Annotated in this window: 24 protein-coding genes and 3 tRNA genes; 20 read left to right on the forward strand and 7 right to left on the reverse strand. The window is 67.1% G+C overall.

Annotated elements, in window-relative coordinates; translation table 11 throughout:
- The first annotated feature begins 329 nt into the window (after nucleotides 1–329).
- The 7 genes from rpsF to FJX73_05205 all read left to right on the forward strand — a co-directional run bounded on the left by rpsF (nucleotide 330) and on the right by FJX73_05205 (nucleotide 7,330).
- Complete coding sequence (gene rpsF, locus FJX73_05175) at nucleotides 330–800, forward strand: 30S ribosomal protein S6 (protein ID MBM3470169.1); 471 nt, start codon at nucleotides 330–332, stop codon at nucleotides 798–800.
- Nucleotides 801–824: 24 nt separating this feature from the next.
- Nucleotides 825–1,217: a single-stranded DNA-binding protein gene (locus tag FJX73_05180; GenBank protein MBM3470170.1), complete on the forward strand. Its 393-nt coding sequence runs from the start codon at nucleotides 825–827 to the stop codon at nucleotides 1,215–1,217.
- A 37-nt stretch (nucleotides 1,218–1,254) separates the two neighbouring features.
- Nucleotides 1,255–1,500 (forward strand): 30S ribosomal protein S18, encoded by a 246-nt coding sequence (gene rpsR / locus FJX73_05185; GenBank protein ID MBM3470171.1) that lies wholly within the window; start codon nucleotides 1,255–1,257, stop codon nucleotides 1,498–1,500.
- A gap of 48 nt (nucleotides 1,501–1,548) precedes the next feature.
- Nucleotides 1,549–2,532, forward strand: coding sequence for a DUF2232 domain-containing protein (locus FJX73_05190; GenBank protein MBM3470172.1), 984 nt, complete (start codon nucleotides 1,549–1,551; stop codon nucleotides 2,530–2,532).
- Complete coding sequence (locus FJX73_05195; protein MBM3470173.1) at nucleotides 2,529–2,975, forward strand: 50S ribosomal protein L9; 447 nt, start codon at nucleotides 2,529–2,531, stop codon at nucleotides 2,973–2,975. Before FJX73_05190 ends, FJX73_05195 begins: the two co-directional genes overlap by 4 nt.
- 83 nt (nucleotides 2,976–3,058) lie before the next feature.
- Entirely contained in the window at nucleotides 3,059–6,106 is a 3,048-nt protein-coding gene (dnaB, locus tag FJX73_05200; protein ID MBM3470174.1) for a replicative DNA helicase, read from the forward strand.
- Between the two features lie 102 nt (nucleotides 6,107–6,208).
- Nucleotides 6,209–7,330: a citrate synthase gene (locus tag FJX73_05205; protein MBM3470175.1), complete on the forward strand. Its 1,122-nt coding sequence runs from the start codon at nucleotides 6,209–6,211 to the stop codon at nucleotides 7,328–7,330.
- A gap of 3 nt (nucleotides 7,331–7,333) precedes the next feature.
- Here the strand turns inward: FJX73_05205 and FJX73_05210 are convergent, their stop codons facing one another.
- Entirely contained in the window at nucleotides 7,334–8,188 is an 855-nt protein-coding gene (locus FJX73_05210; GenBank protein ID MBM3470176.1) for an alpha/beta hydrolase, read from the reverse strand.
- A 110-nt stretch (nucleotides 8,189–8,298) separates the two neighbouring features.
- Here FJX73_05210 and FJX73_05215 point away from each other — a divergent pair, with 110 nt between their 5' ends.
- The 6 genes from FJX73_05215 to FJX73_05240 all read left to right on the forward strand — a co-directional run bounded on the left by FJX73_05215 (nucleotide 8,299) and on the right by FJX73_05240 (nucleotide 12,908).
- Nucleotides 8,299–9,096 carry a sigma-70 family RNA polymerase sigma factor gene (locus FJX73_05215; protein ID MBM3470177.1) on the forward strand — a complete coding sequence of 266 codons (798 nt, stop codon included), beginning with the start codon at nucleotides 8,299–8,301 and terminating at the stop codon, nucleotides 9,094–9,096.
- Between the two features lie 37 nt (nucleotides 9,097–9,133).
- Nucleotides 9,134–9,829 carry a hypothetical protein gene (locus FJX73_05220; protein MBM3470178.1) on the forward strand — a complete coding sequence of 232 codons (696 nt, stop codon included), beginning with the start codon at nucleotides 9,134–9,136 and terminating at the stop codon, nucleotides 9,827–9,829.
- On the forward strand, nucleotides 9,490–10,671 hold the full coding sequence (locus FJX73_05225) for a response regulator transcription factor (GenBank protein ID MBM3470179.1): 1,182 nt from the start codon (nucleotides 9,490–9,492) through the stop codon (nucleotides 10,669–10,671). The genes FJX73_05220 and FJX73_05225 overlap by 340 nt, the downstream gene beginning before the upstream one ends.
- The gene (locus FJX73_05230; GenBank protein ID MBM3470180.1) at nucleotides 10,583–11,392 is read left to right on the forward strand and encodes an SDR family oxidoreductase; all 810 of its coding nucleotides are present in this window, start codon (nucleotides 10,583–10,585) and stop codon (nucleotides 11,390–11,392) included. Before FJX73_05225 ends, FJX73_05230 begins: the two co-directional genes overlap by 89 nt.
- Nucleotides 11,393–11,407: 15 nt before the next feature.
- Nucleotides 11,408–12,790 (forward strand): M20/M25/M40 family metallo-hydrolase, encoded by a 1,383-nt coding sequence (locus FJX73_05235; protein MBM3470181.1) that lies wholly within the window; start codon nucleotides 11,408–11,410, stop codon nucleotides 12,788–12,790.
- A gap of 40 nt (nucleotides 12,791–12,830) precedes the next feature.
- Nucleotides 12,831–12,908 (forward strand) — tRNA-Glu (locus FJX73_05240).
- On the opposite strand, the gene FJX73_05245 is transcribed toward FJX73_05240, so the two are convergent.
- On the reverse strand, nucleotides 12,868–13,104 hold the full coding sequence (locus FJX73_05245; protein ID MBM3470182.1) for a CDGSH iron-sulfur domain-containing protein: 237 nt from the start codon (nucleotides 13,102–13,104) through the stop codon (nucleotides 12,868–12,870). The genes FJX73_05240 and FJX73_05245 overlap by 41 nt on opposite strands.
- Before the next feature lie 139 nt (nucleotides 13,105–13,243).
- Between FJX73_05245 and FJX73_05250 the strand changes: the two genes are divergently transcribed.
- Nucleotides 13,244–13,600, forward strand: coding sequence for a hypothetical protein (locus FJX73_05250; protein MBM3470183.1), 357 nt, complete (start codon nucleotides 13,244–13,246; stop codon nucleotides 13,598–13,600).
- Nucleotides 13,601–13,756: 156 nt separating this feature from the next.
- On the opposite strand, the gene FJX73_05255 is transcribed toward FJX73_05250, so the two are convergent.
- Together FJX73_05255 and FJX73_05260 are read right to left on the reverse strand one after the other, a co-directional pair.
- On the reverse strand, nucleotides 13,757–16,849 hold the full coding sequence (locus tag FJX73_05255) for an efflux RND transporter permease subunit (protein ID MBM3470184.1): 3,093 nt from the start codon (nucleotides 16,847–16,849) through the stop codon (nucleotides 13,757–13,759).
- Complete coding sequence (locus tag FJX73_05260) at nucleotides 16,846–18,123, reverse strand: efflux RND transporter periplasmic adaptor subunit (GenBank protein MBM3470185.1); 1,278 nt, start codon at nucleotides 18,121–18,123, stop codon at nucleotides 16,846–16,848. The genes FJX73_05255 and FJX73_05260 overlap by 4 nt, the downstream gene beginning before the upstream one ends.
- A gap of 74 nt (nucleotides 18,124–18,197) precedes the next feature.
- On the opposite strand from FJX73_05260, the gene FJX73_05265 reads away from it, so the two are divergent.
- Nucleotides 18,198–18,767 (forward strand): hypothetical protein, encoded by a 570-nt coding sequence (locus FJX73_05265; protein ID MBM3470186.1) that lies wholly within the window; start codon nucleotides 18,198–18,200, stop codon nucleotides 18,765–18,767.
- On the opposite strand, the gene FJX73_05270 is transcribed toward FJX73_05265, so the two are convergent.
- Both FJX73_05270 and FJX73_05275 read right to left on the reverse strand, forming a co-directional pair.
- On the reverse strand, nucleotides 18,745–20,175 hold the full coding sequence (locus tag FJX73_05270; GenBank protein ID MBM3470187.1) for a glycosyltransferase family 39 protein: 1,431 nt from the start codon (nucleotides 20,173–20,175) through the stop codon (nucleotides 18,745–18,747). The two genes, FJX73_05265 and FJX73_05270, sit on opposite strands and share 23 nt — an antisense overlap.
- Nucleotides 20,172–20,918, reverse strand: coding sequence for a uracil-DNA glycosylase (locus FJX73_05275; protein MBM3470188.1), 747 nt, complete (start codon nucleotides 20,916–20,918; stop codon nucleotides 20,172–20,174). The genes FJX73_05270 and FJX73_05275 overlap by 4 nt, the downstream gene beginning before the upstream one ends.
- A gap of 55 nt (nucleotides 20,919–20,973) precedes the next feature.
- Here FJX73_05275 and FJX73_05280 point away from each other — a divergent pair.
- Together FJX73_05280 and FJX73_05285 are read left to right on the forward strand one after the other, a co-directional pair.
- Nucleotides 20,974–21,048, forward strand: a tRNA-Val gene (locus FJX73_05280).
- A gap of 16 nt (nucleotides 21,049–21,064) precedes the next feature.
- Nucleotides 21,065–22,168, forward strand: coding sequence for an aminopeptidase (locus tag FJX73_05285; GenBank protein ID MBM3470189.1), 1,104 nt, complete (start codon nucleotides 21,065–21,067; stop codon nucleotides 22,166–22,168).
- An 11-nt stretch (nucleotides 22,169–22,179) separates the two neighbouring features.
- Here the strand turns inward: FJX73_05285 and FJX73_05290 are convergent, their stop codons facing one another.
- Complete coding sequence (locus tag FJX73_05290; protein MBM3470190.1) at nucleotides 22,180–22,452, reverse strand: hypothetical protein; 273 nt, start codon at nucleotides 22,450–22,452, stop codon at nucleotides 22,180–22,182.
- Between the two features lie 151 nt (nucleotides 22,453–22,603).
- Between FJX73_05290 and FJX73_05295 the strand changes: the two genes are divergently transcribed.
- The 3 genes from FJX73_05295 (at nucleotide 22,604) to FJX73_05305 (ending at nucleotide 23,960) form a co-directional block, all read left to right on the forward strand.
- Nucleotides 22,604–22,678, forward strand: a tRNA-Thr gene (locus tag FJX73_05295).
- A gap of 365 nt (nucleotides 22,679–23,043) precedes the next feature.
- Nucleotides 23,044–23,409 (forward strand): hypothetical protein, encoded by a 366-nt coding sequence (locus FJX73_05300; protein MBM3470191.1) that lies wholly within the window; start codon nucleotides 23,044–23,046, stop codon nucleotides 23,407–23,409.
- Between the two features lie 161 nt (nucleotides 23,410–23,570).
- Nucleotides 23,571–23,960, forward strand: a complete 390-nt coding sequence (locus FJX73_05305) for a DUF2335 domain-containing protein (GenBank protein MBM3470192.1) — start codon at nucleotides 23,571–23,573, stop codon at nucleotides 23,958–23,960.
- Nucleotides 23,961–24,118 lie beyond the last annotated feature (158 nt).

Genomic DNA, 24,118 nt, shown 5'->3' on the forward strand with positions numbered 1-24,118 from the left:
TCCCGGCGCACTGGCACAGTCCCCCGAAAATGCCCCGACAGGCAGCCGCCGCCACAACACCGCCTGAACGGCCCCGACGTGCGACAGGGCGCTGGCCTCTCCGGCTCCAAATTCCGAAACGGCTGCCGCTCTACCCCTGTACTTGTGTCTCTCCCCGGCCGATGGTACAATTGGCGTCGCTTGCAGAACGCGCGGCGCGTCCGACAACGGGCGGCAGGCCGCGCGTTCCTCCTGCCCCTCTTAGGTGCCAACCGAAAGAGGGGCTGCGGGCGGAACGCCCTTCAGGTCAGGTTCCATCGGCCTGAAAGACCAGAGGAGGAGGGGCTGCGTTGCCTCAGTATGATCTTGTCTATATCGTCAAGCCCGATCTCGACACCGAGGCCATGAGCTCGGTCATAGAGCGGGCAACCCAGCGCTTGATCGAGCAGGGCGCGGCGGTCGAGCACACCGACGTCTGGGGGAAGCGCCGTATGGCCTACCCGATTGCGAGGTACCGGGAAGGCCATTATGTCTTCGCACGGTTCTCGGTGTCCGGAGACCGTATCCCGGAGATCCGGCACGGCCTGAAGGTCATCGAGGACATCCTACGCACCTCGATCACCGTCGCTGTGGGAGCGATCGCGCCCCCGAAGACTGCTCAGCCGGCGGCGGCGCCTTCCGAAGTGCCGGTCGTTGTCTCCGGCCCGCAGCCCGAGCCAGCGCAACCAGATTCGTTACAACGAGGCCCGTCACAACTCGACCCGTCGCAACCCGAGCCGTTGCAGATCGAGCCGCCGCAACCTGCGCCGCCTGGTACCTAGACCGCCTGACAGGGAGGGAGCGCTGTGCTTAACAGGATCGTACTGATCGGTCGGCTCACCCGTGACCCAGAACTGCGGTACGTTCCCAGCGGACATCCGGTTGCCTCGTTCTCGCTGGCGGTGGATCGGCCGTTTGCCAACCAGCAGGGCGAGCGCGAGACCGACTTCATTGACATCGTGGCCTGGCGCAAACTCGCCGAGCAGGTCAGCCAGCATCTCAGCAAGGGACGCCTGGTGGCAGTCGAGGGCCGGTTGCAGATCCGGTCTTACGAGACCCAGGACGGCCAGAAGCGGAAGGTCGCCGAGGTTGTGGCAGACGCGGTACGGTTCCTCGACCGGAAGGCGACCGGTGCTTCGGCCGGAACCGCCGAGGGCGGGGAGTTCGCCGAGGAGAACGAGCAGGAAGTGCCGTTCTAGCTGACGCGCACCAGAGTTGTGACACGGAGGCACCTGCATGGTAGAGGCACCCAAGAAGCAATGGCGCGGACGCAAGCCCAAGCGGAAGAGTTGTGCGTTCTGCGCGGAAAAGGCCAAAGAGATTGACTACAAGGATGCCCTGCGCATTCGCCGGTTCGTCACTGACCGCGGCAAGATCTTGCCGCGGCGGATTTCTGGGAACTGTGCGAAGCACCAGCGGCTCCTGGCGGTGGCGATCAAGCGGGCGCGAGAACTCGCGCTGCTCCCCTACGCAGGAGAGTAGGCCGGCCCGCCGGGAGAGGATCTGCCGGCGCGCGCTTACAACCAGGTGATGTCGGCGCGGCGCATGCGCACTCAGGGCCTGACCGAGGGCGCCATCCTTGCGGCGCTCGTGGCCGTCTTTGCCGTCGCCACCCACTATCTACCCCTTGTTGGCATCGCCACGGCCCTGCTCTGCCCGCTGCCTTTGGCGGTTCTGGTCATTCGTCACGGCCTGCGGGTGGCGGCGGTTGCGGGCGTTGCAGCCGGACTAGTCGGTGCGATGCTGGCCGGTCCACTGCTGGGGCTCGCCATCCTGGTCTCATTCGCTCCGATGGGAATCGTGCTGGGCATAGGTGCCCGCCGCGGCTGGGCGGCAACACGGGTCGTGCTGACCGGGGGGCTTGTTGCCTTCGTCTCGACCCTGCTGAACTACCTGGGGCTGATGGGCGGGGCCAGGGTGAGCATGGCAGAGATGGCCAGCACCATGGAACGCAGCGTCGAGACCTCGGCCAGACTCTACTCGCGGCTGGGCCTATCCCAGGCCCAGATTGATTCGGTCTCCACCCAGATGCGGGAGTTCGCGCGCCTGCTTCCCTATGTGCTGCCGGCGATGCTGGTCTTCGGCGCCGTCTTCGCGGCGTGGCTGAACTACGAGGTGGGCCGCCGCGTGCTTGCCCGGATCGGATACCGGCTGGACCCATTGCCCCCGGTGCGGACCTGGCGCATCCCGACGGCGGGAATCTGGCTCGTGCCGCTTGGCTACCTTCTGTTGGCGCTGGGCCTTCGGCCTGGGGCTCCGGCCGTTCTGCAGAGCGCGGGCTGGAGTCTGATGCTGGCCACGCAGAGCGCGTTCACGCTGCAGGGGATCCTGGCCGGCTGGATGATCCTAGGCAACCTCGGATTCGGTAGATTCGCGCAGGTGCTCGCGGTGATGATCGTCATGACGGTTCCCGCGCTGGGCATTGTAGCCCTGATGCTTGGGATCCTGGACTCGGCACTTAGGGTCCGGGAGCGCTGGGGCGTTTCGTCGAGTGCCAGGGAGGAGGACGCATGAAGGTTATCCTGCTCAAGGACGTCCCCGGGACCGGCAAGGCCGGAGCAACCTGCGAGGTCAAGGAGGGTCACGCGCACCACTATCTCATACCGCGCGGCCTGGCCGTGCCTGCCAGCGAGGGGGCCCTGCGCGCCCACGAGCACAAGCAGCAGGCCGCGCAGCGGCGCGCAGAGCGCGACCGGGCCGAGGCCGATGGCCTGGTCAGCCGGCTGGAGGGCGTGGTGCTCGAGGTGCGCGGCAGGGCAGGCGAGGGCGGCAAGTTGTTCGGCTCGGTTACGTCCCAGCAGATCGCCGAGGCGCTGGCGGCGCGGGGTTTCGCCGTGGGCCGCAAGCAGATCGAACTGGAGGAACCCATCCGGGTCCAGGGTTTCTACCGGGTACCGGTGCGCATCCGGCCGGGTAGGGTGATAAAGATAGATCTAAACGTCATCGGCACGCGGTAGGGGGTAGCCCACACTCTGTCCACGCGCTATCCCCAGCGTGTTCCGCGGAATTTCCCACTTACCCACAGCTCATCCCAAAGGAGATGCACAGCCGCACGGCCGAAGCAGTACGCGAACGAAACCAGCGCCTGATTGACATACCGTACATATGTTCGATATCATGGGTAGGCCTGGCCCCCATTCAGGAGTTCGCCGTGAGCGCAAACCCGCCCGTTGACAGGGTGCCCCCGCAGAACCTGGAAGCCGAGCAGAGCATCCTGGGCGCGATGCTGTTGGAGCGCGACGCCATCGCGCGAGTCGTGGAGCTGGTGAGGGCGGAGGATTTCTACCGCGACGCGCACCGCCGCATCTATGAGGTCATCTCCGAGCTGTTCGAGCGCGGCGAGCCCGCCGACCTCATCAGCGTCACCGATCGGCTGCGCGTCCTGGGTCTTCTAGACGACGCGGGCGGAGCGGCGTACGTGACCTCTCTCCTGCACGCCGTGCCCACCGCTGCCAATGTGGAGTACTATGCACGACTGGTTGTGCAGAAGGCGATGTTGCGGCAGATGATCTCCGCCGGCACGCAGATCGTCGGCATGGGGTTCCGCGAAGATCAGGATGTCGAGCTGCTTCTGGACCAGGCCGAGAAGATGGTCTTTGGCATCGCCAGCAGGAGAATGGGGCAGCACTTCCTCCCGATCTCCGAGGTCCTGCGCGAGAGCTTCGAGCAGATCGACCGCCGCTACCGGGACAAGGGCACGATCTCCGGAGTGCCCACCGGGTTCGCCGAGCTCGACAAGATCACCGCGGGATTGCAGCCGTCGGACCTGATCATCATCGCCGCCAGGCCCTCAATGGGCAAGTGCCTGAAGTTCGATGCCGAGGTTGTGGACGCGTCCACCGGAGAGGTCCGGACGATCCAGGAGATGGTGGCCGCCGGGCAGGCCGCGCTGCTCACGCTGGGTCACGACCACAGGTTCCGCCCGGCTGCCCCCAGTCTGTTCGTGGACGACGGGGTGAAGCCTGTCTTCCGGGTCACGACAAGCGGGGGCCGATCGGTCGAGACCACGCTGACGCATCCCTTTCTGACTCCGTCCGGCTGGGAACCCCTGGCCGCGCTTGCACCGGGGGCGCTGATTGCCGTCCCGCGCCGGCTGCCAGTTTATGGACGGTCAGACCTGCCTGACCACGAGGTCAAGCTGCTGGCCTACCTCTGCAGCGGGCGGCTTCCGGCCCGCCCGCAGATTGCGGAGGACTTCTCCGACGCCGCCGCGGCGATCCTGGCCGGGGCGCGTGGCCGGCGAGTGGCGCAGTCCGGCATCAGCGGGGGCAGCGAGGGCGGGGCCGCTGTGGCCGACCTGTTCTGGCGATACCCCGAGATGGGACAGGCGCCGCATCTCCGGGCGCTGCCGGGGGCGGTGTTCACGCTGCGCCGCGAGAAACTGGCGCTGTTCCTCAACCGGCTGATGGGTGCCCTGGCCGAGGTCGGCGAGCAGCCCCACGGCTACCAGGTGCAGGCGACATTCCCATCCGCACGCATGGCGCGCGGCGTCCAGCACCTCCTCCTGCGCTTCGGCGTACCCGCCGCGCGCCGCGACGGCACGCTCAATCTGGGCATCGGCGCCACGCTCGCCCTGGTACGGGAAGTGGGCATCTTCGGTTGGGAGCGGTTGCGGCGGTGGGCCCGTAACGCCCAGCGTTCGCTGCTCGACGAGATTGACGTGATGTGGGAAGAGGTCGTTTCGATCGAGGAGGCCGGGCTCTTCCAGGTCTACGACCTGACCGTGCCGGAAACCCACAACTTCGTCGCCAACGACGTCTGCGTGCACAACACCACCCTTGCCCTCAACATCGCCCAGCACGCGGCGGTCCAACACCAGGTGCCGGTGGCGATCTTCAGTCTGGAAACAAACAAGGAGCAGCTCGTTCAGCGGATGCTCTGCAGCGAGGCGCAGGTAGACTCCTCCCGGCTACGCAGCGGCCACCTGAGCGACGCCGACTGGCCGCGCCTGGCCACCGCAATGGGAAAGCTGAGTGAGGCGCCGATCTTCATAGACGACTCGTCCGCGCTATCGGCGATCGAGATGCGGGCCAAGGCCCGCAAGCTGAAGGCCGAGCACGGGCTTGGATTGATCATCATTGACTACATTCAGATGATGCAATCCTACAAGCGGGCCGAGAACCGGACCCAGGAGGTCTCGGAGATCGCCCGCGCGATCAAGTCGCTGGCCAAGGAGCTTAACCTCCCGGTGATCGGGATCTCGCAGCTTTCCCGGGTGGTGGAGGCGACGGGCAGCCGCCTGCCCCAGCTTTCACACCTGAGGGAGTGTGTGACCGCCGACACGGTCGTGTGGGACGCCGATACCGGCTGCCGCTTGACGGTCGGCGAACTGGCCCGGCAGGAATCATGGCCACGGCTGCTCTCGCTGAACTCCACGATGCGCCTGGTTCCGGTTCAGCCCGCAGCCGTTATGGAGAAGGGCGAGAACGAGGTCTTCGAGGTGCGGACGAGCACGGGCCGGCGCCTGAAGGCGACGGCAAACCACCCTGTGCTGACCCCTGAGGGCTGGAAGCCGGTGGGAGAGTTGTGCCAAGGATCAACGATCGCCGCTGCCCGGAGTCTTCCGCTCTTCGGTGCACGGCCGGCGGAACTGACACTAGTCGGCATCGAGGGGAGGAAGGCGGCGTTAGTCGAACAGTGCGGCGCCGAGTTACTCCATCGTCGCGCGAAGCCCCAGGTTGATCGCCTGCCCTTAGCCGCCCTTCTAGCGCGCAGACTCCGGGCACCGGGCATCTACCAGATGGCGACCGGGGACGTACTGTGGGATCGGGTCGCGAGCATCACGCCACTGGGCAAGGCGCCCGTATACGACCTCGTCATGCCGGGTACACACAACTTCATTGCGGACGGTCTGGTTGTGCACAACAGTGGCGAGCTCGAACAGGTGGCAGACCTGGTGCTCTTCATATACCGCGAGGAGTACTACGACGAGGCCAAGGCGCGGGCGGACGGCAAGCAACACGTAGCCGAGATCCGGGTTGCCAAGCACCGTAACGGGCCCGTGGGGAACGTCGAGATGTTCTTCCACAAGGAGCATGGCCGGTTCCGGGATCTCGACCGGAAGCACGCGGGCACCGGCGGGTCCTGATGGCCACCTGCCCCGGGCACGGTAGGGAATAACCGCGCGCCCCCTTGCGTCCTTCCTCAGAGAGCGACCAAGGGGGGCGTACGCGTGTCAGGGGTTAGCAGCATGCAGGCGCAGGAAGGCCTGGAAGGCGTCGTCGCAGGGGACTCTGCAATCTGCCTGGTTGACGGGGAGCGCGGGCGCCTGGTGTACCGCGGTTACGATGCCGCCGACCTGGCAGAACACGCCACGTTCGAGGAAGTGGCCTACCTCCTCTGGCACGGCGAGCTACCCACGCGTGGTGCGCTCGACGCTCTGAGGTCCGGGCTGCTGCGGGCCGGCTCCATCCCAGGGCCTGCGTTGGACCTGCTCAGGGAGATCCCCGCGGGCGCGCAACCGATGGCCGTGCTGCGGACCATGGTGTCGGTGCTGGGACACTACGATCCAGAGGCGGGCGAGGGCTCGCCCGAGGCCAATGCGCGCAAGGCGGTTCGCCTGACAGCGCAGGTTCCGGCCGTGATCGCCGCGTTCCACCGCATGCGCACCGGCGGCGATCCGCTACCGCCGCGGGCCGGGCTCAGCCACGCCGGCAACTACCTCTACATGATGGGCGGGAAGACGCCCGACCTCCAGGCGGAGCGCGCCCTCGATGTGGCGCTCATCCTGCACGCCGACCACGAGTTCAACGCCAGCACCTTTGCCGCGCGCGTTACCGCCGCTACGCTGTCGGACCTCCACTCGACGATCGTCTCCGCGATTGGGACGCTCAAGGGATCACTTCACGGCGGAGCCAACGAGGACGTCATGCGCCTGCTCGAGCGGATCGGCAGCCCGGACAGGGTCGAGCCGGTCCTGCTCGAGATGCTGGAGGCGAAGAAGAAGATCCCGGGATTCGGTCACCGGGTCTACCGCACCGAGGATCCGCGCGCACGGTTCCTCCGCAAGATGTCGGAGCAACTGGGAGAGCAAAGCGGTGACCCCCTGTGGTACCGCCTGACGCGAGGGGTGGAAGAGGTCACGACCTCACGGCGCCACATCTTCCCCAACGTGGATCTCTATTCCGCGTCGGTCTACCGCGCATTGGGAATCCCCATGGACCTCTACACCGCGACCTTCGCGGTGAGCCGCATCGCGGGATGGACCGCGCACGCGCTGGAGCAGTACGCGGACAACCGTCTGATTCGGCCGCTGGCTCGTTACACTGGACCGAGCGCGCGCGCCTACGTGCCCCTCGAAGCGCGCGGCTGATGACTACCCGGCCGTTGGGAACTCGGCCGTCAGGAACTCGCGGACCGCGCGCGTAAACGCCTCCGGGGCCTCCAGGTTTGACATGTGCCCGGCCGCGGGAATCCGGACGAGGCGGGCGTCCGGCAACACCGCGGCCATTGCCTCGGCCGCCTCCGGCGGAGTCAGCGTGTCCTCCTCGCCCACAATCACGAGGGCCGGCACATTGACGTCGCCCAGCAGCGGCCTGCTGTCCGGCCGCGACGCCATCGCGGACAGCGCCGTGGTGAGACTGCGAGCCGGCGGGGTCCCGATGATCTCCAAAATGGCCTGGACAACCCCGGGCCGCTGCGACCTTGTGGTGGGACCGACCAACTGCCCGGCGAAATCCTCCAGGTAACCCGCAGGGCCCTCGTTCTCGATGCGCGCGATGGCCGCGCGGCGGCGCTGGCGGCCCTCCTCGGTGTCCGGCTCTGCGCGTGAGTCCGCGATCAGGAGGGCGCAGACGCGGTGCGGGGCGAGGGCCATCACCCGGAAGGCCACGTATCCTCCCATGGAAAGGCCACCCAGCGCGAACCGCGGGCAGCCCAGCGCGTCCAGCAGCGCGAGCACATCCTGGGCGTAGGCGTCCATGCTCATGGGATTCCTTGGGATCTCCGAGTCGCCGAATCCCCGAAAGTCGGGCGCTATCACCGTGAACCGGTCGCGCAGCCCGGCTACCTGAACACGCCACATCGCGCGGTTCAGCGGGAACCCATGGAGCAGCACAAGCGGCGTCCCGTTGCCCTCCATGTCGTAGCCCATCCTGATCCCGCCGGCCTCGGTGTGCACGCGCCACCCCCTTTGTCTCGTTACAACCATAGCGCGGACGCGCCTGCGCATCTTTGATACGGCAGCGCAAACACGCCAGCGCAAACGCGTCTGTGCATCTATGTTACCGCCTGGAATCCCCAACCCCTCTTGCGCCCCTCCGGGAACCTTCCGGCCCGGATATGGCCCCAGTTGACGCTCCACCGGTCCCTCTCGGAAACCACCATGGCATCGTCATGGCGGAGGGATCGCACGCCCAATCGCCGGGAGGAGCCATGGAGCGACCCGCATTGAGATCCGCAGCCGTGGAGCCGCACCTTCCTCTGGTTGCAACGATCGCCAGGGCGATGGGACGCAGGTTGCCTCCGACCGTGGAGGTGGACGACCTGATCAATGACGGCGTGCTCGGCCTCATGGATGCGCTGAGGCGGTACGATCCGCAGCGCCGCGTCGGCTTCACGACCTACGCCGGCCACCGGATCCGCGGCGCGATTCTGGACGGACTGCGCAAGCGCGACCCGCTGCCGCGCGCATACCGGCGCCTCCAGAATGGCGAGCCCGGCCGCCGGATCCAGTTCCTGGCGCTGGACGAAGCCATGACGGTGCCCGACGAAGGGGAGCGAGACCCAGAGGCCGCCGCGGTGGAGGCCGATCTCAGGCGGCAGGTGTGGCTGGGCCTGGCAGCGCTTCCGCCGCGCGACCGTCAGGTGCTGGTGCTGCGCATGGTGCGAGGGCTGCCGCTGCGCGCCGTGGCAGTGCACCTCTCGATCTCGATCACACGGGTGGCGGAAATCCAGGCGCGAGGGCTGGCCCGCATGCGGCGTTTCCTCACCGGCGACCCGGTCACTTGTTCGCGCCGTGCGGCGCCCGCCCTGGGAGAGGGGAGGAGGCAGGAGGCCGCCGCATCCACCCCGAACGATAACGCTGCCTCCGCTCCCATCTCCCCGCTCCCTCCGCCGGTCACGGTCGGGGCGGGCTGATTGCGCGGGCGGCGGGTCCCCGCACCGGACCGCACACATGCGCAGGGGCACCCCCATGGCGTGTCCCAACCGCGGCGCGCTACTGGAGGGCAGGAGTCCGATGGCCGGCCAGCGCCGGTGTCCCAACCCGGACCGCGTCCTGCGCATCTTCCCCGCGCTTCATGCCAGCGCTTGGGCGCATATGCTGTCCAACGCGCTCAGCCAGGTCGGCTCCTTCCTGCGTCGGCGCCCAGAAGCGGCCGAGGACCTGCTGGCGTACCTGGCGGACCACCTGCGCCACCAGGTCGCCCCCCGCCCGCCCCTGGTCTCGCTGGCGGACGAACTGCGCGCCGTGCTAGTTGTGATCGGAATCGAGCGGGCCCGGCTGGGTGGCCGGCTCCGCCTCGAGGTGGCATGCACTCCACAAGCGCTGACCGCGCAGATCCCCTCCCTGGTGCTGCAACCGCTGGCGGAGAACGCCGTCCGCCACGGGATTGCCAGACGTCCGCAGGGAGGCCGTGTCCGCATCTCCGCGCGTGTGACCGGGAACGTTCTCCATCTGGTGGTGTCGGACGATGGCCCTGGGGTGCGGCGCCCGCTGGTTTCCAGCGGCGGCGCCGGATGGGGATTGGCCGGGGTCCGGATGCGGCTGGTCGCGTTGTGCGGTTCCTCGGCCAGATTGCGGCTTATCGGCCGGGAGGGAGCCGGGACCATTGCAGCGATCAGCATACCCGCGGTGTTCATCCGGCCGTGACCATCACCGGCGGCCTGCGCGCGGTCATCGCCGATGACGAGGCAGGCGCCAGGGCGCACCTGCGCGCGCTGCTCTTCGATGCCGGCGTACAGACCGTCCGTGAGTGCGAGTCGGGCAGCGCCGCGCTCGAGGCGGTCGCCGCGATGAGCCCCGACCTCCTCTGTCTGGATGTGCGCATGCCCGGGCCGGACGGCATCGAGGTCGGCCGGCTGATGCGGACCAGGGGCGGGCCAGAGGTCGTCTTCACGACCGGATATGCCGATTACGCCGCTGCTGCCTTCGATCTGGGCGCCGCCGACTACCTGCTGAAGCCGCTTTCCTCTGCGCGCGTGGATGAGGCGGTGCGCCGGGTCCGCGCGCGCCTCGCGCACCGCCCTCGGACGGATCCTGTTCCGTCCGTGCCGCGTGTCTTCGTACCCGCGGACGAACACCACGTAGCGGTGTCGCCCGAGGACATCCAGTATGTTGAGGCGCGGGATGGTGCCAGCCTGATCCACACCGATGCCGGCGTGCGCGTTGTGCGGGTCTCCCTGTTCCGGCTTCAGCGGATGCTGACGCAGTACGGATTCATGAGAACCCACCGGGCGTACCTGGTCAACCTGCGCCGGGTACGGGCGTTGGTGCCGTGGTCGCGCCACGTGCACAGCGCCCTGCTCGATGGCGGGAAGGAGACCCACGTCCCCGTCGCCAAGTCACGACTTGCCGCGTTTCGATCCAGCGTGATCTGGGTGACGCAGGCAGGAGGAGGCAGGGATGGATCTGGGGCTTCGAGGGAAGGTGGCGATCGTGGCCGGCGCCAGCGGGGGGCTGGGCCGGGCAATCGCCGAGGGCCTGGCCGCTGAGGGCACGGCGGTTGCGATCTGCTCGCGCTCGGAAGGCGCGATCTTTGCCGCGGCCGAGGCCATCAACTCCAACACACAGGTTGCCGACGCCGGAGGCCAGGCGGTTCCGGTGGTCGCGGATGTGAGCCGCGAGGCAGACATCGCGCGGTTTGCGGCGCAGGTGCTGGAGCGGTGGGGGCGCGTGGACATCCTGGTGACGAACAGCGGCGGCCCGCCCTCCGGACCGGTGTCCTCGCTGGCGGACGGGCAGTGGGAGGCGGCGGTCCAGTCGCTCCTGTTCTCCGCGGTTCGGCTCTCCCGGGAGGTCATTCCCTCGATGCAGGCACACCGTTGGGGGCGGATCCTGCACGTCGCCTCGTTCGCGGTCAAGCAGCCCGTGCCCAACCTGGGCCTCTCGAACGCGGTGCGCATGGCAGTCGTGGGCCTCGCCAAGACCCAGGCGATCGAGCTGGCTCCTCACAACATCCTTGTGAACACGATCTGCCCTGGGCCGATTGCCACCGACCGGCTCGTGGCGCTCACGCGGCAGTACGCGGAACGCGAGGGCGTGTCCCACGACGCCGCGATGCAGCGCCTCTGGATCTCCCAGATACCGCTCGGCCGGTTGGGTGAGCCCGCCGAGTTCGCGAACCTGGCAGTCTTCCTGGCGTCCGAGCGGGCCAGCTTCATCACCGGCGGCACGTTTCAGGTGGACGGCGGCGCGGTGCGCGGACCTTTCTGAAGGGGGGACCGGACTGTGTCAACGACCGATATCATGGCATACCTCGATGCCCACCAGCAGGAGCACCTGGAGCGCACGCGCACATTCATCCGGCAACCGAGCATCAGCGCCGACGGCACCGGCATCGCCGCGATGGCCGATCTCGTCGCGGAGACGATCCGCGAGATCGGCGGGCAGGCCGAGATCGTGCCTACCGCGGGACACCCGGTGGTTGCCGGCCGCCTGGAGGCGGGAGCGCCCCGTACGCTTCTCTTCTACGGCATGTACGACGTGCAGCCGGTCGAGGGCGAGGCGTGGACCGTGCCGCCGTTTGCCGGCGAGGTGGTGGACCTTCCGGGACGCGGGCCCTCGATGGTGTCGCGCGGCGTCTTCAACTCGAAGGGGCCGATGGCCGGCTTTCTCAACGTATTGCACTCCTACCGCGCGCTGGGTCAGGACCCGCCGGTCAACGTCGTCTTCATGGTGGAGGGCGAGGAGGAACTGGGCAGCCGCAACCTCGGCGCGTTCGTGGAGTCGCACCGCGAGCAGCTGCGCGCCGACGCCGCCTACTTCGCGTTCTACGGTCAGGACGCGCGGGGGATCCCCGCGATCTACCTGGGGGTGAAGGGGATCGCGTTCCTGGAGCTCGTCTGCCGCGGCGGTGATTGGGGCGGGCCGCAGTCGCGCATGATCCACGGCAGCAACGCCGTGTGGATCGGCAGCCCCACCTGGCGGCTGGTGCAGGCGCTGGCCTCGATGATGGGACGCGACGAGCAGATCCTGGTTGAGGGCTTCTATGACGACGTGATCCCGCTGGGCGCGGACGAGGAGCGCCTCCTGGAGCACCTGACGGAGGTCTTCGACGAGCGGGAGATCCTGTCGCAGAACGACGTGCGCCGGTTCAAGCTCGAGGGCCACGGCGAGACGCTCTTGCGCAACTACCTGTCGCTTCCAACACTCAACATAGACGGCATGGTCTCGGGCTGGGTCGGCCCGGGATCCAAGACGGTGCTGCCGCACGAGGCCCGGGCGCGCGTGGATGTCCGCCTGGTCCCCCGCATGGAGATCGGCAGCACGCTGGAGCGGCTGCGCGGCCACCTGGACGGCCTGGGCTACACGGATGTCGAGATTGATCTGTGGCAGGCCTACCCCTGGGCCCAGACGTCGTGGCGCAGTCCTGTTGTGCAGGCCCTGGAAGGCGCGATACGCGACCAGGGGGTCACGCCGTACACCTGGCCGCGCATCGCCGGCAGCGCGCCGATGTATCTGTTCTCTGATGTTCTTGGGATGCCGTTCGTAATGGGAGGGTTGGGTCACGGCGGCCGCGCGCACAGCCCCAACGAGTACGCTACGGTTGAGGGTATGCGGCTGTTCGAGCGCTCGGTGGCCGCCTTTCTGGAGCGGTTCGCGAAGGGCTAGCGCGCGCGTGCTATACTGCTATACTGCTGGAGACCGATCAGCCCCCATCGTCTAGCCGGGTCCAGGACGTCGGCCTTTCAAGCCGGTAACGCGGGTTCGAATCCCGCTGGGGGCACCACGTCGAGCTCCGCGGCTTCGGCCACGAACCCTGTTCTTCGGTGCGCGCCGTCGCAGAAGGGCTTGTTGCTCGACTGGCCGCACCGGCAGAGCGTAACCGGGCCGGATCTCTTCTCCTCGACTCCTCCCCGCCTTACGGATAACTCGCTCTCCGAGTGAAGGATGATCGGTCCGTTCTCGCGGAAGGTGATCTTCATGGTCGGCACCTCCAGAGGCCCGCGGCCGTAGTATGTCGTTCTTCAGCAGGCCCCAGGGCACCTACGGGGACTGTCAATGCAGGATAATGCCAGCAGGTGGAGAACGGCCACGGTGAGCTACTAGGAGGAGGTGGTGAGTGTGGAAAAGCTCCGATTGCCCGTACAGCTGGACGCCATCTATTGCTTCCTTCTCGGTCTTGCTACCCTCTCTCCGTCCCTTGCCGCCAGCATATTCGGGGCTGAGGCCAAGGACCCAGCCCTGCTTCTCACTCTGTCGGGCCTCTTCATCGCGTTCGGCGTGGTCATATGGAGCATCGCCGGCGACATCGAGAAGTACGGCGGCCTTGCAACGGCGCTCGTGCTGGCGCTGCTGATCACCGCCGTGTTCCTCATCTGGGCCTGGGCGACGAACCTGTTCACTGCCCGGACCGCTCTTGTTCCGTTGATCATCAACATCGTGCTCGCGATCTGGATCTGGTCCGCGAAGCCCAAGTAGTGAGGGGCTCTGGAAGATAGACGGCCAGGCGCAGTCAGCCCTGGCCAGTAAGGGGGCTCCCCCGAGAGGGGGAGCCCCCTGGTTACTATGCGGCCTGGCGTTGCTTCGGGCGTGTTGCTTCGGGCGTGTTGCCTCCGGCGTGCTGCTTCCGGCGTCCTACTTCCCGTCGCCCGGTTCCACCACGCCCTCGGGCACCGGCCTCCGGCCGCGGCCGCGCGCCCACTGGGCCACGCCGTCCAGGAGCACGTACAGCGCGGGAATGAGCAGGAGGCTGCCGACCGATGATGTAATCAGCCCGCCCACGATCGCCCGCGCCATCGGCGACTGCATCTCGGATCCTTCCCCAAACCCGATCGCAAGGGGCAGAAGCCCAAACACCGTGCTCAGCGTCGTCATGAGAATCGGCCGCAGCCGCCGCTGGCCGGCCCGCGCAATCGCCTCCCGCAATGGCACGCCCTCGTTCTGCAACTGCAGCGAGTACGTTATGAGCACGATGGCGTTGTTGACAGCGATTCCGACGAGCACGATCGTGCCCAGGCCCGACTGGACGTTGAGCGTCGTGCCGGTCAGCAGAAGCGCGGCTACCACTCCGACCAGCGCGAACGGCACCGCGGCCATTATCAGGAACGGTTCAAGCAGGCGCTCGAACTGCGAAGCCATAACCATGTAGACCAGGACGAGCGACATAAGAAAGCCCGTGATCAACTGGGCGAAGGACTCCTGCTGGTCCTGGTACTCGCCGCCGAAGGTAATTGAGAACCCCCGGGGCAGGTGTTCCGCGAGCACCGTGGAGCGAACGTCGCGCAGGGTGGCACCGATGTCGCGCCCACTGATGTTGCCCGTGACCGTGATGATGCGCTCGCGGTTGCGGCGCTGGATCTGCGTCGGCCCGGGCGCGCCCGTGACCGCGGCGAGTTGCCGGAGGGGCACGATGCCGCGCGGCGTGGCTATCGGCAGGCCGCCCAGTTGGTCCGGCGTGGCGCGGTCGGACTCCTGCAGGCGCACGACTACGTCAATGTCGTTGCCTTCGCTACGGAACAGCGCGGCGGTCGTTCCGCCGACGTAGGTCTTGACCGAGGCAGCCACCTGAGCAGCGGTCATTCCGAAGGTCGCGGCCCTGGCCGGATCCACCTGAACCACGAACTCCTCGGCGCTCTCTTCGCGGCTCACCTGGAGATCCGTGACACCGGGCACGGCCTCCAGGACCCCGCGCAGCCGGCGCGCGGTCGCGTTCCCGGCATCGAGGTTGAATCCCCGCAGGTCAATGCTGATCGGATCGGGAGAGCGGAAGATGAAGAGCGAGCTGGACGGCCTGAAGATGATAGTTGCGCCGGGCACGGTGACGCGGCGCCGCAGGTCGGCTATCACCTGGCGCGTGGGTGGGGTGCCCGGCTCCAGGCTGACCCGGAAGGTGCTGGTGTGTGATGATCCCAGGCCGCCGAAGCCGCCACCCACGAACGTGGCAACCATGCCGACCCCGGGCGTTTCCTCTACCAGAGTCTGCTCGATGCGCCTGACCGTGCGGTCCGATACCTCGAGCGCGGTTCCCCGCGGAAGGTTCACGATCATGAAGAGCTCGCGCTCGTCCGCGCTGGGGAACGTCTCGCGGCCGATCAGAGGCAGCGCCGACCAGGTGAGCACGACGAGGGCGATGGAAGGCAGTACCACCAGACTGGGCCTGCGCATCACAACCATCAAGAGGCGACGGAACGCGTCCTCGAGGGCGAGGAGCCGCCGCTCGACAGAGGTTGCCAGGCGGCCGGCCAGGCCCCTGCCGTGCCCGATCGTCAGCGCCCGCGATGCCAGCGACGGGATCAGCGTCAACGCAATCACCAGCGAGCACGCAAGCGAAAACGTCACGACGTACGCCAGAGGCCGGAACATGACGCTGGATATGCCCTTGGTGAAGAACATCGGCAGGAACACCACGATCGTGGTTAGGGTGCTGGCAACGATCGCGGTGCCGACCTCACGCGTGGACTCCTCTGCGGCCAGCCGCGGAGGCCGACCCTCCTCCCGGTAGCGGAAGATGTTCTCGAGCACGACGATGGAGCTGTCCACCAGCATCCCAATTGCCAGCGCCAGCCCGCCGAACGTGATCAGGTTGAGCGTGAGCCCGCCCGAGAACATGAGCAGAAACGTGGCCAGGACAGAGATGGGAATCGCCGTGGAGATTATCAACGTGCTGCTGATGTTGCGGAGGAAGGTCAGCAACACTATGACCGTGAGCACGGATCCGATCATGGCGGCCTGCTGGACGTTCTGCACCGAGCGGCGGATGAACCGGCTCCCGTCGTTAACCGTGGTCAGTTGCACCTGCGGGAACTGCTCACCGATCTGGGAGGCTACCTGAATGACCCGCCTGGCAACCGCGACCGTGTTCGTTCCGGACTGCTTGGATACCGCGATCAGGACCGCCGGGCGGCCGTTGATTCGGAAGATTGACGTGGCGTCGGCCAGGGTGTCCTCCACACGCCCGACGTCAACCACCCGCACCGGTACGCCCCCGCGGACAGCCACTATTGTCTGCCCGATCGCCTCCGGGGAGGAGAACCGGCCGACGGTCCTCACGATCCGCCGCTGCGGACCTACGCGCACGTCCCCGCCGGGGTCGCTGGTGCTCTCGGCGCGCAGCGCCTGCGAGACCTCCCGATCGGAGACGCCCAGCGCCTCCAGGCGGCGGGCATCGAGGCGGACCTGGATGATCCTGCTTCGCGTCCCGCGCACGTCCACGTTGGCCACGCCCTCGATCTGTTCCAGGCGCGGGCGGAACTCGTTCTCTGCCAGATCCCGGAGCGCGCTCAGATCTCCACGCCCCTCGATGGCGATCTGTACTACGGGCATCAGGTTTGGGTCGAACTTGGACAGCCGCGGCGTCTCGGCGCCGGCGGGCAGCCGGCTGCGTACCCGGTCTATCGCTGGGCGCACGTCGTTAGCGGCGGCGGACAGGTCTGTGCCCCACGGGAACCGGAGCGTGATCGAGCTTCGGCCCTCGATCGAGTTGGATGAGATCTCGGTGACGCCCGGCACGGTGCTGAACGTGTTTTCCAGGAGGATCGTGACCTCGCGCTCGACCTCCTGGGGCCCGGCGCCGGAGTAGTTCGTGATCACCGAGAGGGTCGGGTAGGAGATGTCGGGGAGGAGATCCACAGGGAGCCGCACGAAGGCGACCACTCCCAGGAAGGCCAGGGCCAGATACGCCATCGCCGTGGTGACGGGCCTTGCGATGGCGAAGCGCGAAAGATTCATGGCTTCTGCTGGCCGGGGGCGCCGCTACCCGTGCGGACCTTCATCCCGTCGCGGAGCCCTTGCTGGCCCACGGTCACGATCGTCTCGCCCGCGATCAGGCCCTCGACGATCTCGGACCGGCTGCCCTCAACGTATCCAACAATCACCGGGCGCTCCTCAACGGTGTCGTCCTTGAGCACGAACACGACGGAGGCATCGCCCCTGCGCACGGCGGCATCCGAGGGAACCATGATGGCCTGGCGCTCATCGAACACGATTGTAACCCTAGCGAACATGCCGGGGCGCAGCGCGCGGTCGGCGTTTGAAAGCACAACCACCGCACGGGCACTGCGCGATCCGGCGTCCAGCGCCGGAGCGGTTCGGGCTATCGTGCCCTCGAACAGACGTCCGGGCAGCGCATCCACCAGGATCTTGGCCGTGCTTGTCTTGCGCAGCCGAACGAGATCGGTCTCAGGCACGGGCACGTGGACCTCGATGGGCTGGACCCGCGCCACGGTGACGACCACGGTCTGAGTCGAGATTACCGCGCCGGACTCGACGCCGACGCGGGTGACCACGCCGCTGATCGGTGATGTGATGCGCAGCTCCCGCAGCCGCGCCCGGATCTGGGCGACGCTCGCCTCTGCCTGCCGGATCGTGGCCTCCTGGGCCTCGACATCCTCGGGGCGCGGGCCGTGCCGGACCAGGGCGAGCTGCTCCCGCGCGCCCCGGAGGCGTGCCCTGGCCAGCCCAACATCGGTTAGCGCCCGGTCCACCGCCGCCCTTGCCACCAGCCCGTCGGCGAAGAGCTGCTGGGTGCGCGCGAGTTCTCGCTCGGCCTGCGTCAGGGAGGTCTCGGCCTGGGCAACGGTTGCCTCCACCTGGGCCACCTCAGGCCCGCGCGGCGCGGCCTTCAGTTGAGCCAGGCGGGTACGCTGCACCTCGACCGAGGCCTCGGCCTGCTTGATGGTCAGCTCGAGCTCGGGATCGTCGAGGCGCGCCACCAAACCGCCGGCCGCAACCACCGTTCCTTCCTTGACGAGGACCGCGCCAAGCCGCCCAGATACGCGCGAGAATACGTCCACAACGGCCGAGGCGCGCACCTCGCCGGGGAACGTGCTCTGCTCGACCAGGCTCGTGGGATCCACGGTCTCCGTCCGGACCAGCGGCGCGGGTCGCTGCATCGGCCGCGCCGTCTCCTTGACGGCCGCGCGGCTGGAGATCCACCGTGACGCGCCGACGATCAGTGCGGCCACCACCACGAGCATCAATACAAACCGGATTGTACGCAACACCCAACCGTCACCCTTGTGAGTAGATTCACGTAGATGCTACGATGTCGGCGAACGGAGGCTTTCCTGCTGCCCCTATGGCGACCGATCAACGTCCAGCCGATTATACACCCACGGGCGCGCGCGCGGCGACCTCTGTCGAATACGCCAGGCGGCTCAGGCACGCCGCGGCCCCTCTCCGAGAACGTGCCGCCCGCATCAAGCACAATCCCGCCACAGGGCAGGCGCCGAGCAACGCCTCGGATCTGCCATCCCTCCTGGAAGACGCCGACGAGTTGCTGAGGGCAGTCCAGAAGGGCGCGGACGAGCGGGCGCGGGACGAGGCCGCAATGCGAGATCATGGGGGAGGTGCCGTGGGAGGTATCGGTGGAGGCGCCATGGGAGGTGCCGGCTCGGAGTCAATCCGTGCTAGGCACGCGGCCATCGAGCAGACCGCGCAGGCCGCCGCGGTTGCGGTGGACGTGCTCAGGGGTCTGTTCCTGTCTCCCGCATCTTCCACGGGCGCGGTGCTGGATGCGCCCTACGGCCACGGAGCCCCCCTGCGCCACCACCCCGGGGCGCTCTGCGCAATCATCGCCGAGCATGTCGAGGGCCTCGCAGGAGCGCTCGAGGCCGCGGCAATCATCAAGGCCAACGCAGGCCTCTGAAGCCGAAGCCCGGATAGAGCAGGACCTCGCGGTCCTTCGCCACGGGCACCACCGTGGGAGAGCCCAGGCGCCCGAACGCGTCCGGAAGGCGGTCCTTGGGCGCAGCGCTGGGATGGTGCATGTAGACGCCGCTGCGCCCCAACCAAGGCCCCGGGGGCTCCCACAGGTCGAACCCCCTGAAGGGCAGAACCACCGGCGCGCTGTTGCGCAGGGCATAGATGAGCTGGCTCCCTGTTTGGTACGTCTCGGCCAGAACGAAGACCGCACCATCTGGGCCCTGCTCCTTGAGCAGCCGCGTCACCTCGATCGCGACCCTGGGCCAGCTCTGCGCCTCGGCGTGGAACAGACGCAGCGCCGGGTTGGGCACGCCGGCCAGGGCGACGATCGCCAGCGTGAACGCCGCGCTGCTGACTACCGCGCCGCGTAGCGCGCGCTGCGGCCTCCAGGTATCCCACAATCCGGCTGCCGCGACCACCGCGGCCATGAGCGCCGGGCCCGTGTAGTGGGGCTTGGCCAGCGCGCGGAGGCTGCCCGCGACCATCAGCGCCAGCGTGGGCAGGGTGCACCAGAGGAGAAACGCAAACCTCTCGTCGCCGCGCACCCTCCTGGCCGCGCCAACCAGGCCCGCGACAAGTACCGCGAATCCCAACGGTGCGAAGAAGAGAAACTGCGAACCCAGGTACACCGCGAGGTTGCCCAGCGGCGTCGTGGGCGCGATCCAGGGATCAATGACCCCTGCGCGCGCAATCGTGGCCCATCCATGCGTAAGGTTCCACCAGGCCAGGGGCGCCAGCACAGTCGCTCCTGCCAGAACTGCCAGATACGGACTAGGGGTGCTCAACCATCGGCGCCCCGAGGGCGTGGCCAGGACGAACCCTGCCAGGGAGAGCGCGAGCGCACCGCCGGCGAGCTTGCTCTGGATGACCAACCCGATCGCGGCACCTGCGGCCGGCCACGCCCATCGGCTACCGCGTGTGGCCTCCCACATCAGCAGCATCGCCAGTAACCAGAAGAACCCGAACGGTCCATCCGGGGCCGCGATGATGCCGCCGACCGCGAATGCGGGCAGGATCGCAAAGAGCACCGCCGCACGCAGTCCGGCCGAGGGCCCGAAGAGACCGCGCGCCAGCGCGTAGATGGTCAGTGTGGACGCGGCGCCCAGCATCAGGGGGAAGAACCGGACCGCCGGCACCGAGTCGCCCAGCAGGCGCGTGCTTGCGGCCACGAGGCCCGCGATCATAGGTGGATGGTCCGGGTAGCCCCACATCAGGTGCCTGGACCAGACCCAGTAGTGGGCTTCGTCGTCCAGGATCGGCACACCGAAGGCCGCGGCGGTTCTGATCAGCGTGGAAACGATGATGACGGCCAGCAGACCCCGGGTAGAGGCGTCCATTTTCACAGTTCTCACGCTGATCTTCCGGCGCGCAGGACTGCCTGGCGCATCACCCGATTGAGCATTTCAGCGGTCAGCCTTCCGGTCTGGGTGTTCTGACGGCTCGGATGATAAGAAGCGAGCAGTACAATCGGACGAGCGCCCGGCCCAGCGACCGGTCGCGCTACTGGCCCAGCACGTGGCCGCGCGATCAGGGCCGCCGCCCCGTGCGCGAACACGGGCCGCGGATGCGGCCGCTGCCATTCGAGGTCCGCGGCCGCGCGCAGCACCGCATCAAACGCAACCCGCCCTAGCGCGACGATCACCCGCAGGCCACGCAGAAGCCGGAGCTCCTGGGCCAGGAACACACGGCAGGCATCCAGTTCCTCTGGGAGCGGCCTGTTACCCGGCGGCGCGCATCGGGCCGCGGAGGCAAGATACGCGAAGCGCAGACGCAGCCCATCGTCGCGGTGCTCCGAGGTGGGCTGGGAGGCCAGGCCTGCCCGGTGCAGCGCCGCGGTCAGGAACTCCCCGGAGCCGTCGCCGGTGAACATGCGCCCGGTACGGTTGGCGCCGTGCGCGGCCGGGGCGAGGCCTACCAGCAGGATGCGGGCGCGCGGATCACCGACCCCGGGCACCGGCCGGCCCCAATAGTCCCACGAGCTGTACTTCGGCCTGCGCAGCCGGGCTACGGCTTCCCTGTAGGCCACGAGCCGCGGGCATCGGCGGCATGCAACAATGGCGGAGTTGAGCGCGGCGAGAGATGAATAGCGGGCCATGGCTTCCTTGACGCTAGTTTTCGCACGGACCTATAATATTCCTTGCCGTCTTCGTGGGCGGTTAGCTCAGTGGAAGAGCGCATCCTTCACACGGATGAGGCCGCAGGTTCAAAACCTGCACCGCCCACCACCCCTGGAGGTTCGTGATGACTGACCCACGCCTCGCCAGACTCGCTGACGTATTGATTCACTACTCCCTGAAGGTGCGGCCGGGCCAGCTCGTCCGCGTCTCCGGCCCGGCGCTGGCCGCGCCGCTCATTGCCGAGGCGTATCGAACGGCCCTGGAGGCCGGCGCGCACGTCCACACGCGCGTAAACGTTGATGGCCTCGACGAGCTGTTCTTCAAGAAGGCCACCGATGAGCAGTTGAGGTTCGTCTCTCCCTTGCTTGAGTACGAGGTCGAAAGGATTGACGCCGAACTTGGGATCTGGGCGCACTACAACACCCGGTCCCTGACCGGCGTTGACCCTGCCCGCCAGGCCATCCGCCGCGAGGCAACCCGCGCGTTGAACCGGCGGTTCCTCGAGCGAGCCGCGGAAGGAGCGCTGCGCTGGTGCGGCACCCAGTATCCCACGCACGCCGACGCCCAGGACGCCGAGATGTCGCTGTCCGAATACGAGGAGTTCGTGTTTGGCGCGGGCCTGATCGACCATCCTGATCCTGTCGCGGCATGGGAGAAGGTGCAGCGGGAGCAGGAGCGCATCGTGCGCTTGCTGGAGACGAGAGACGAGCTGCGGCTGACGGGCCCGGACGTTGACCTTACCGTGCGCACCGGGGGCCGCCGGTGGATCAACGCGGCGGGCGAGCACAACTTCCCCGACGGCGAGGTCTTCACCGCACCGCTTGAGAACGCCACGGCCGGCCGTGTGCGGTTCTCGTTTCCGGCCATCTACAGCGGGCGGGAGGTGCATGGGATCACCTTGACCTTCTCCGAAGGGCGCGTGGTTGAGGCAACGGCCGAGAAGGGCGAGGAGTTCCTGCGCGCGATGCTGGATCTCGACGCCGGAGCGCGCGTGCTCGGGGAGTTCGCCTTCGGTCTGAACTACGGCATTGCCCGGTTCACGAAGAACATCCTGTTCGACGAGAAGATCGGGGGCACCGTGCACCTGGCCGTGGGCGCGGCCTATCCCGAGACCGGAGGCACCAACACCTCAGGGCTGCACTGGGACATGATCTGTGACATGCGGGCCGGGAGCGAGGTCTGGGCCGACGGCGAGGTGATCTACCGGAACGGGTCCTTCGTGGTATAGGGGCGGGCTCGCTACGAGCGCTCGATGTCCTCTATCAGCTCATCAAACAGCAGGCGGGTTTCCTCCCTGACCTGATCGGCCATCTCGGCGTAGCGCTGGTGTTCCATTGCCTTGGTATGGATGTTGTTCAGCATGTTGGCTTCGATCTCGCGCAGGAACGCGACGACGTCGCTTCGCGGGAACTCGCCGAACTCCCTGTTCCTGAGCCGGCGCACGAACTCGTCGAAGTCCCGCATCTCGACCTGACAGAGCTGCTCGTAGATCTCCCATAGCCGCTCAGTCATCACGAACTCCCAAGACAGTTCTTGTGGCGATGTTCGCGCGTGCCCTCTGTATTCCTTCATGCCAGACTGCGGTCCGGCGCTGCCGCACCTACCTACCCACCCACCGCCCTGGTGCGGAAGCGGCCGGGTTTGCTACAATGAGATCGGCCGGGCCGGCGTAGCTCAGTGGTAGAGCAGCGCACTCGTAATGCGCAGGTCACGAGTTCGAATCTCGTCGCCGGCTCCAGGATTGGATTTCAGTCACTGCCCTCCTGCCAGTCACCCTCCTGCTAGCCGATCTTTCCCCTCGTGGCGCCCGCAGATTGCGCGCAGGGCGTGCTCGTCCCCAGCGAGAATGGGTACAATAAGGGCGGGTAGAAGTGCGGAGCCTGCCGATGACTATGGTAGGGTGCGGAGTTTCGCGAAAGGCTCCAGGCAGGAAGTCCGGTGCCCACGACGTATTAGGATGAACGGTCAAGATGTCAGGCACGTCATAGCGGGTATTGCGCGATTTCCAGGCAGATAGGGAACAGATTGCGCGACCAGGCCGTTAAACGTAATGCAATGCTTGCTTCGCGGGGGTAATGCGATCATCCTGAGGGAGGGATTACGATGAGCGCCATCCTCGCGAAAGACATCAAGAGGGCGAAGGCATTTCACAGCAACCCCCCCGGTTGGTCTGTTGAGCCATCAGGTGCTGAGGAGATCATGACTGCACGATTTCTGTTTGCCGACCCTTCGTTTCTTACGGGCATGGCTCGTGTGCTTGACTTGACGGGCCAGTTCGACGAGTACAACACGAGCATCACACCCGAGGAAGCCGACGCAAGAGCATTCTGGAGTGACTGGATTGTGGTCGGTCATGACTTGAGGGATGCGTTCGAGCGATTCTCCGCACAATCTTCTGGGCCTGCGGAAGTCAACACGCATCGCGCTGGCTCTCGACACGAGCAAACACTTCTGCCGCTGCGGCGGTGAGTGCATTAGAACTGCGGCGTCATACCGGGTTCACCGTGGGCGACGAAGATACGCGTAGGGACGAGGCTGCAGAGAGGGCTGGTACCGGCCCGGCGGAGGTTCAGCGAGCACCCGCCGCCGGCACTGCGCAACAGCCTGTATCAGCGCACAAAGGACAAGTAGTGAGGCTGATGGAGGCAACTTACGCCGGGCCTCTTCCGCCTCCTGATATGTTGGAGCAGTATAATCGTGCCTTTCCTGGCTGTGCCGAGCGCATTGTCAAGATGGCCGAAGAGCAAGGGCATCATCGTCAGGCGCTTGAGAGGGTTGTCATCGAATCGAAGATTCAGAACGAGAGGCGAGGCCAGTGGTTCGCGTTCATCCTCGGTATGGCCGGCATTGCTGGAGCGGTTTACCTCGTCACCATCGGGAAATCTCTCGAAGGCTTCGGTGTCTTTCTGCTTAGCCTCGGCAGTCTTGTCGGCGCATTCCTTGTCGCACAGCGCCGGCAGGCGAGGGAGTTAGAAGACAAGCGCAGAGACATCGAGGCCGCCCGCGCGCGCGGTGGATGACCTCCCGCAGCATCAGTCTGTCAGACTTCTCTCCATCGCCGAAGCTGCGCTGATGTAGTCGCCTTCCTGTTCGCTTCCACGCCCAGGCGCCCCAGCTCTGAGCGACCTGGACCGATGGCGGGCAGGAGACCGCCGGCAATCACCGGGACACCGGAGCC

Source organism: Armatimonadota bacterium (genome assembly GCA_016869025.1).
In the GTDB taxonomy this organism is placed as follows: Bacteria; Sysuimicrobiota; Sysuimicrobiia; order Sysuimicrobiales; family Humicultoraceae; genus VGFA01.

What these genes read in the sequence shown, in the direction of transcription:
- FJX73_05195 (MBM3470173.1), top strand. Translation starts at nt 2,529, where the DNA reads ATGAAGGTTATCCTGCTCAAGGACGTCCCCGGGACCGGCAAGGCCGGA.
- rpsR (MBM3470171.1), top strand. Translation starts at nt 1,255, where the DNA reads ATGGTAGAGGCACCCAAGAAGCAATGGCGCGGACGCAAGCCCAAGCGG.
- FJX73_05265 (MBM3470186.1), top strand. Translation starts at nt 18,198, where the DNA reads ATGGCGACCGATCAACGTCCAGCCGATTATACACCCACGGGCGCGCGC.
- FJX73_05245 (MBM3470182.1), bottom strand. Translation starts at nt 13,104, where the DNA reads ATGAAGATCACCTTCCGCGAGAACGGACCGATCATCCTTCACTCGGAG.
- dnaB (MBM3470174.1), top strand. Translation starts at nt 3,059, where the DNA reads ATGCACAGCCGCACGGCCGAAGCAGTACGCGAACGAAACCAGCGCCTG.
- FJX73_05255 (MBM3470184.1), bottom strand. Translation starts at nt 16,849, where the DNA reads ATGAATCTTTCGCGCTTCGCCATCGCAAGGCCCGTCACCACGGCGATG.
- FJX73_05220 (MBM3470178.1), top strand. Translation starts at nt 9,134, where the DNA reads ATGCGCAGGGGCACCCCCATGGCGTGTCCCAACCGCGGCGCGCTACTG.
- FJX73_05225 (MBM3470179.1), top strand. Translation starts at nt 9,490, where the DNA reads ATGCACTCCACAAGCGCTGACCGCGCAGATCCCCTCCCTGGTGCTGCA.
- FJX73_05230 (MBM3470180.1), top strand. Translation starts at nt 10,583, where the DNA reads ATGGATCTGGGGCTTCGAGGGAAGGTGGCGATCGTGGCCGGCGCCAGC.
- FJX73_05215 (MBM3470177.1), top strand. Translation starts at nt 8,299, where the DNA reads ATGGCCCCAGTTGACGCTCCACCGGTCCCTCTCGGAAACCACCATGGC.
- FJX73_05210 (MBM3470176.1), bottom strand. Translation starts at nt 8,188, where the DNA reads ATGCGCAGGCGCGTCCGCGCTATGGTTGTAACGAGACAAAGGGGGTGG.
- FJX73_05205 (MBM3470175.1), top strand. Translation starts at nt 6,209, where the DNA reads ATGCAGGCGCAGGAAGGCCTGGAAGGCGTCGTCGCAGGGGACTCTGCA.
- FJX73_05275 (MBM3470188.1), bottom strand. Translation starts at nt 20,918, where the DNA reads ATGGCCCGCTATTCATCTCTCGCCGCGCTCAACTCCGCCATTGTTGCA.
- FJX73_05290 (MBM3470190.1), bottom strand. Translation starts at nt 22,452, where the DNA reads ATGACTGAGCGGCTATGGGAGATCTACGAGCAGCTCTGTCAGGTCGAG.
- FJX73_05190 (MBM3470172.1), top strand. Translation starts at nt 1,549, where the DNA reads ATGTCGGCGCGGCGCATGCGCACTCAGGGCCTGACCGAGGGCGCCATC.
- FJX73_05285 (MBM3470189.1), top strand. Translation starts at nt 21,065, where the DNA reads ATGACTGACCCACGCCTCGCCAGACTCGCTGACGTATTGATTCACTAC.
- FJX73_05300 (MBM3470191.1), top strand. Translation starts at nt 23,044, where the DNA reads ATGAGCGCCATCCTCGCGAAAGACATCAAGAGGGCGAAGGCATTTCAC.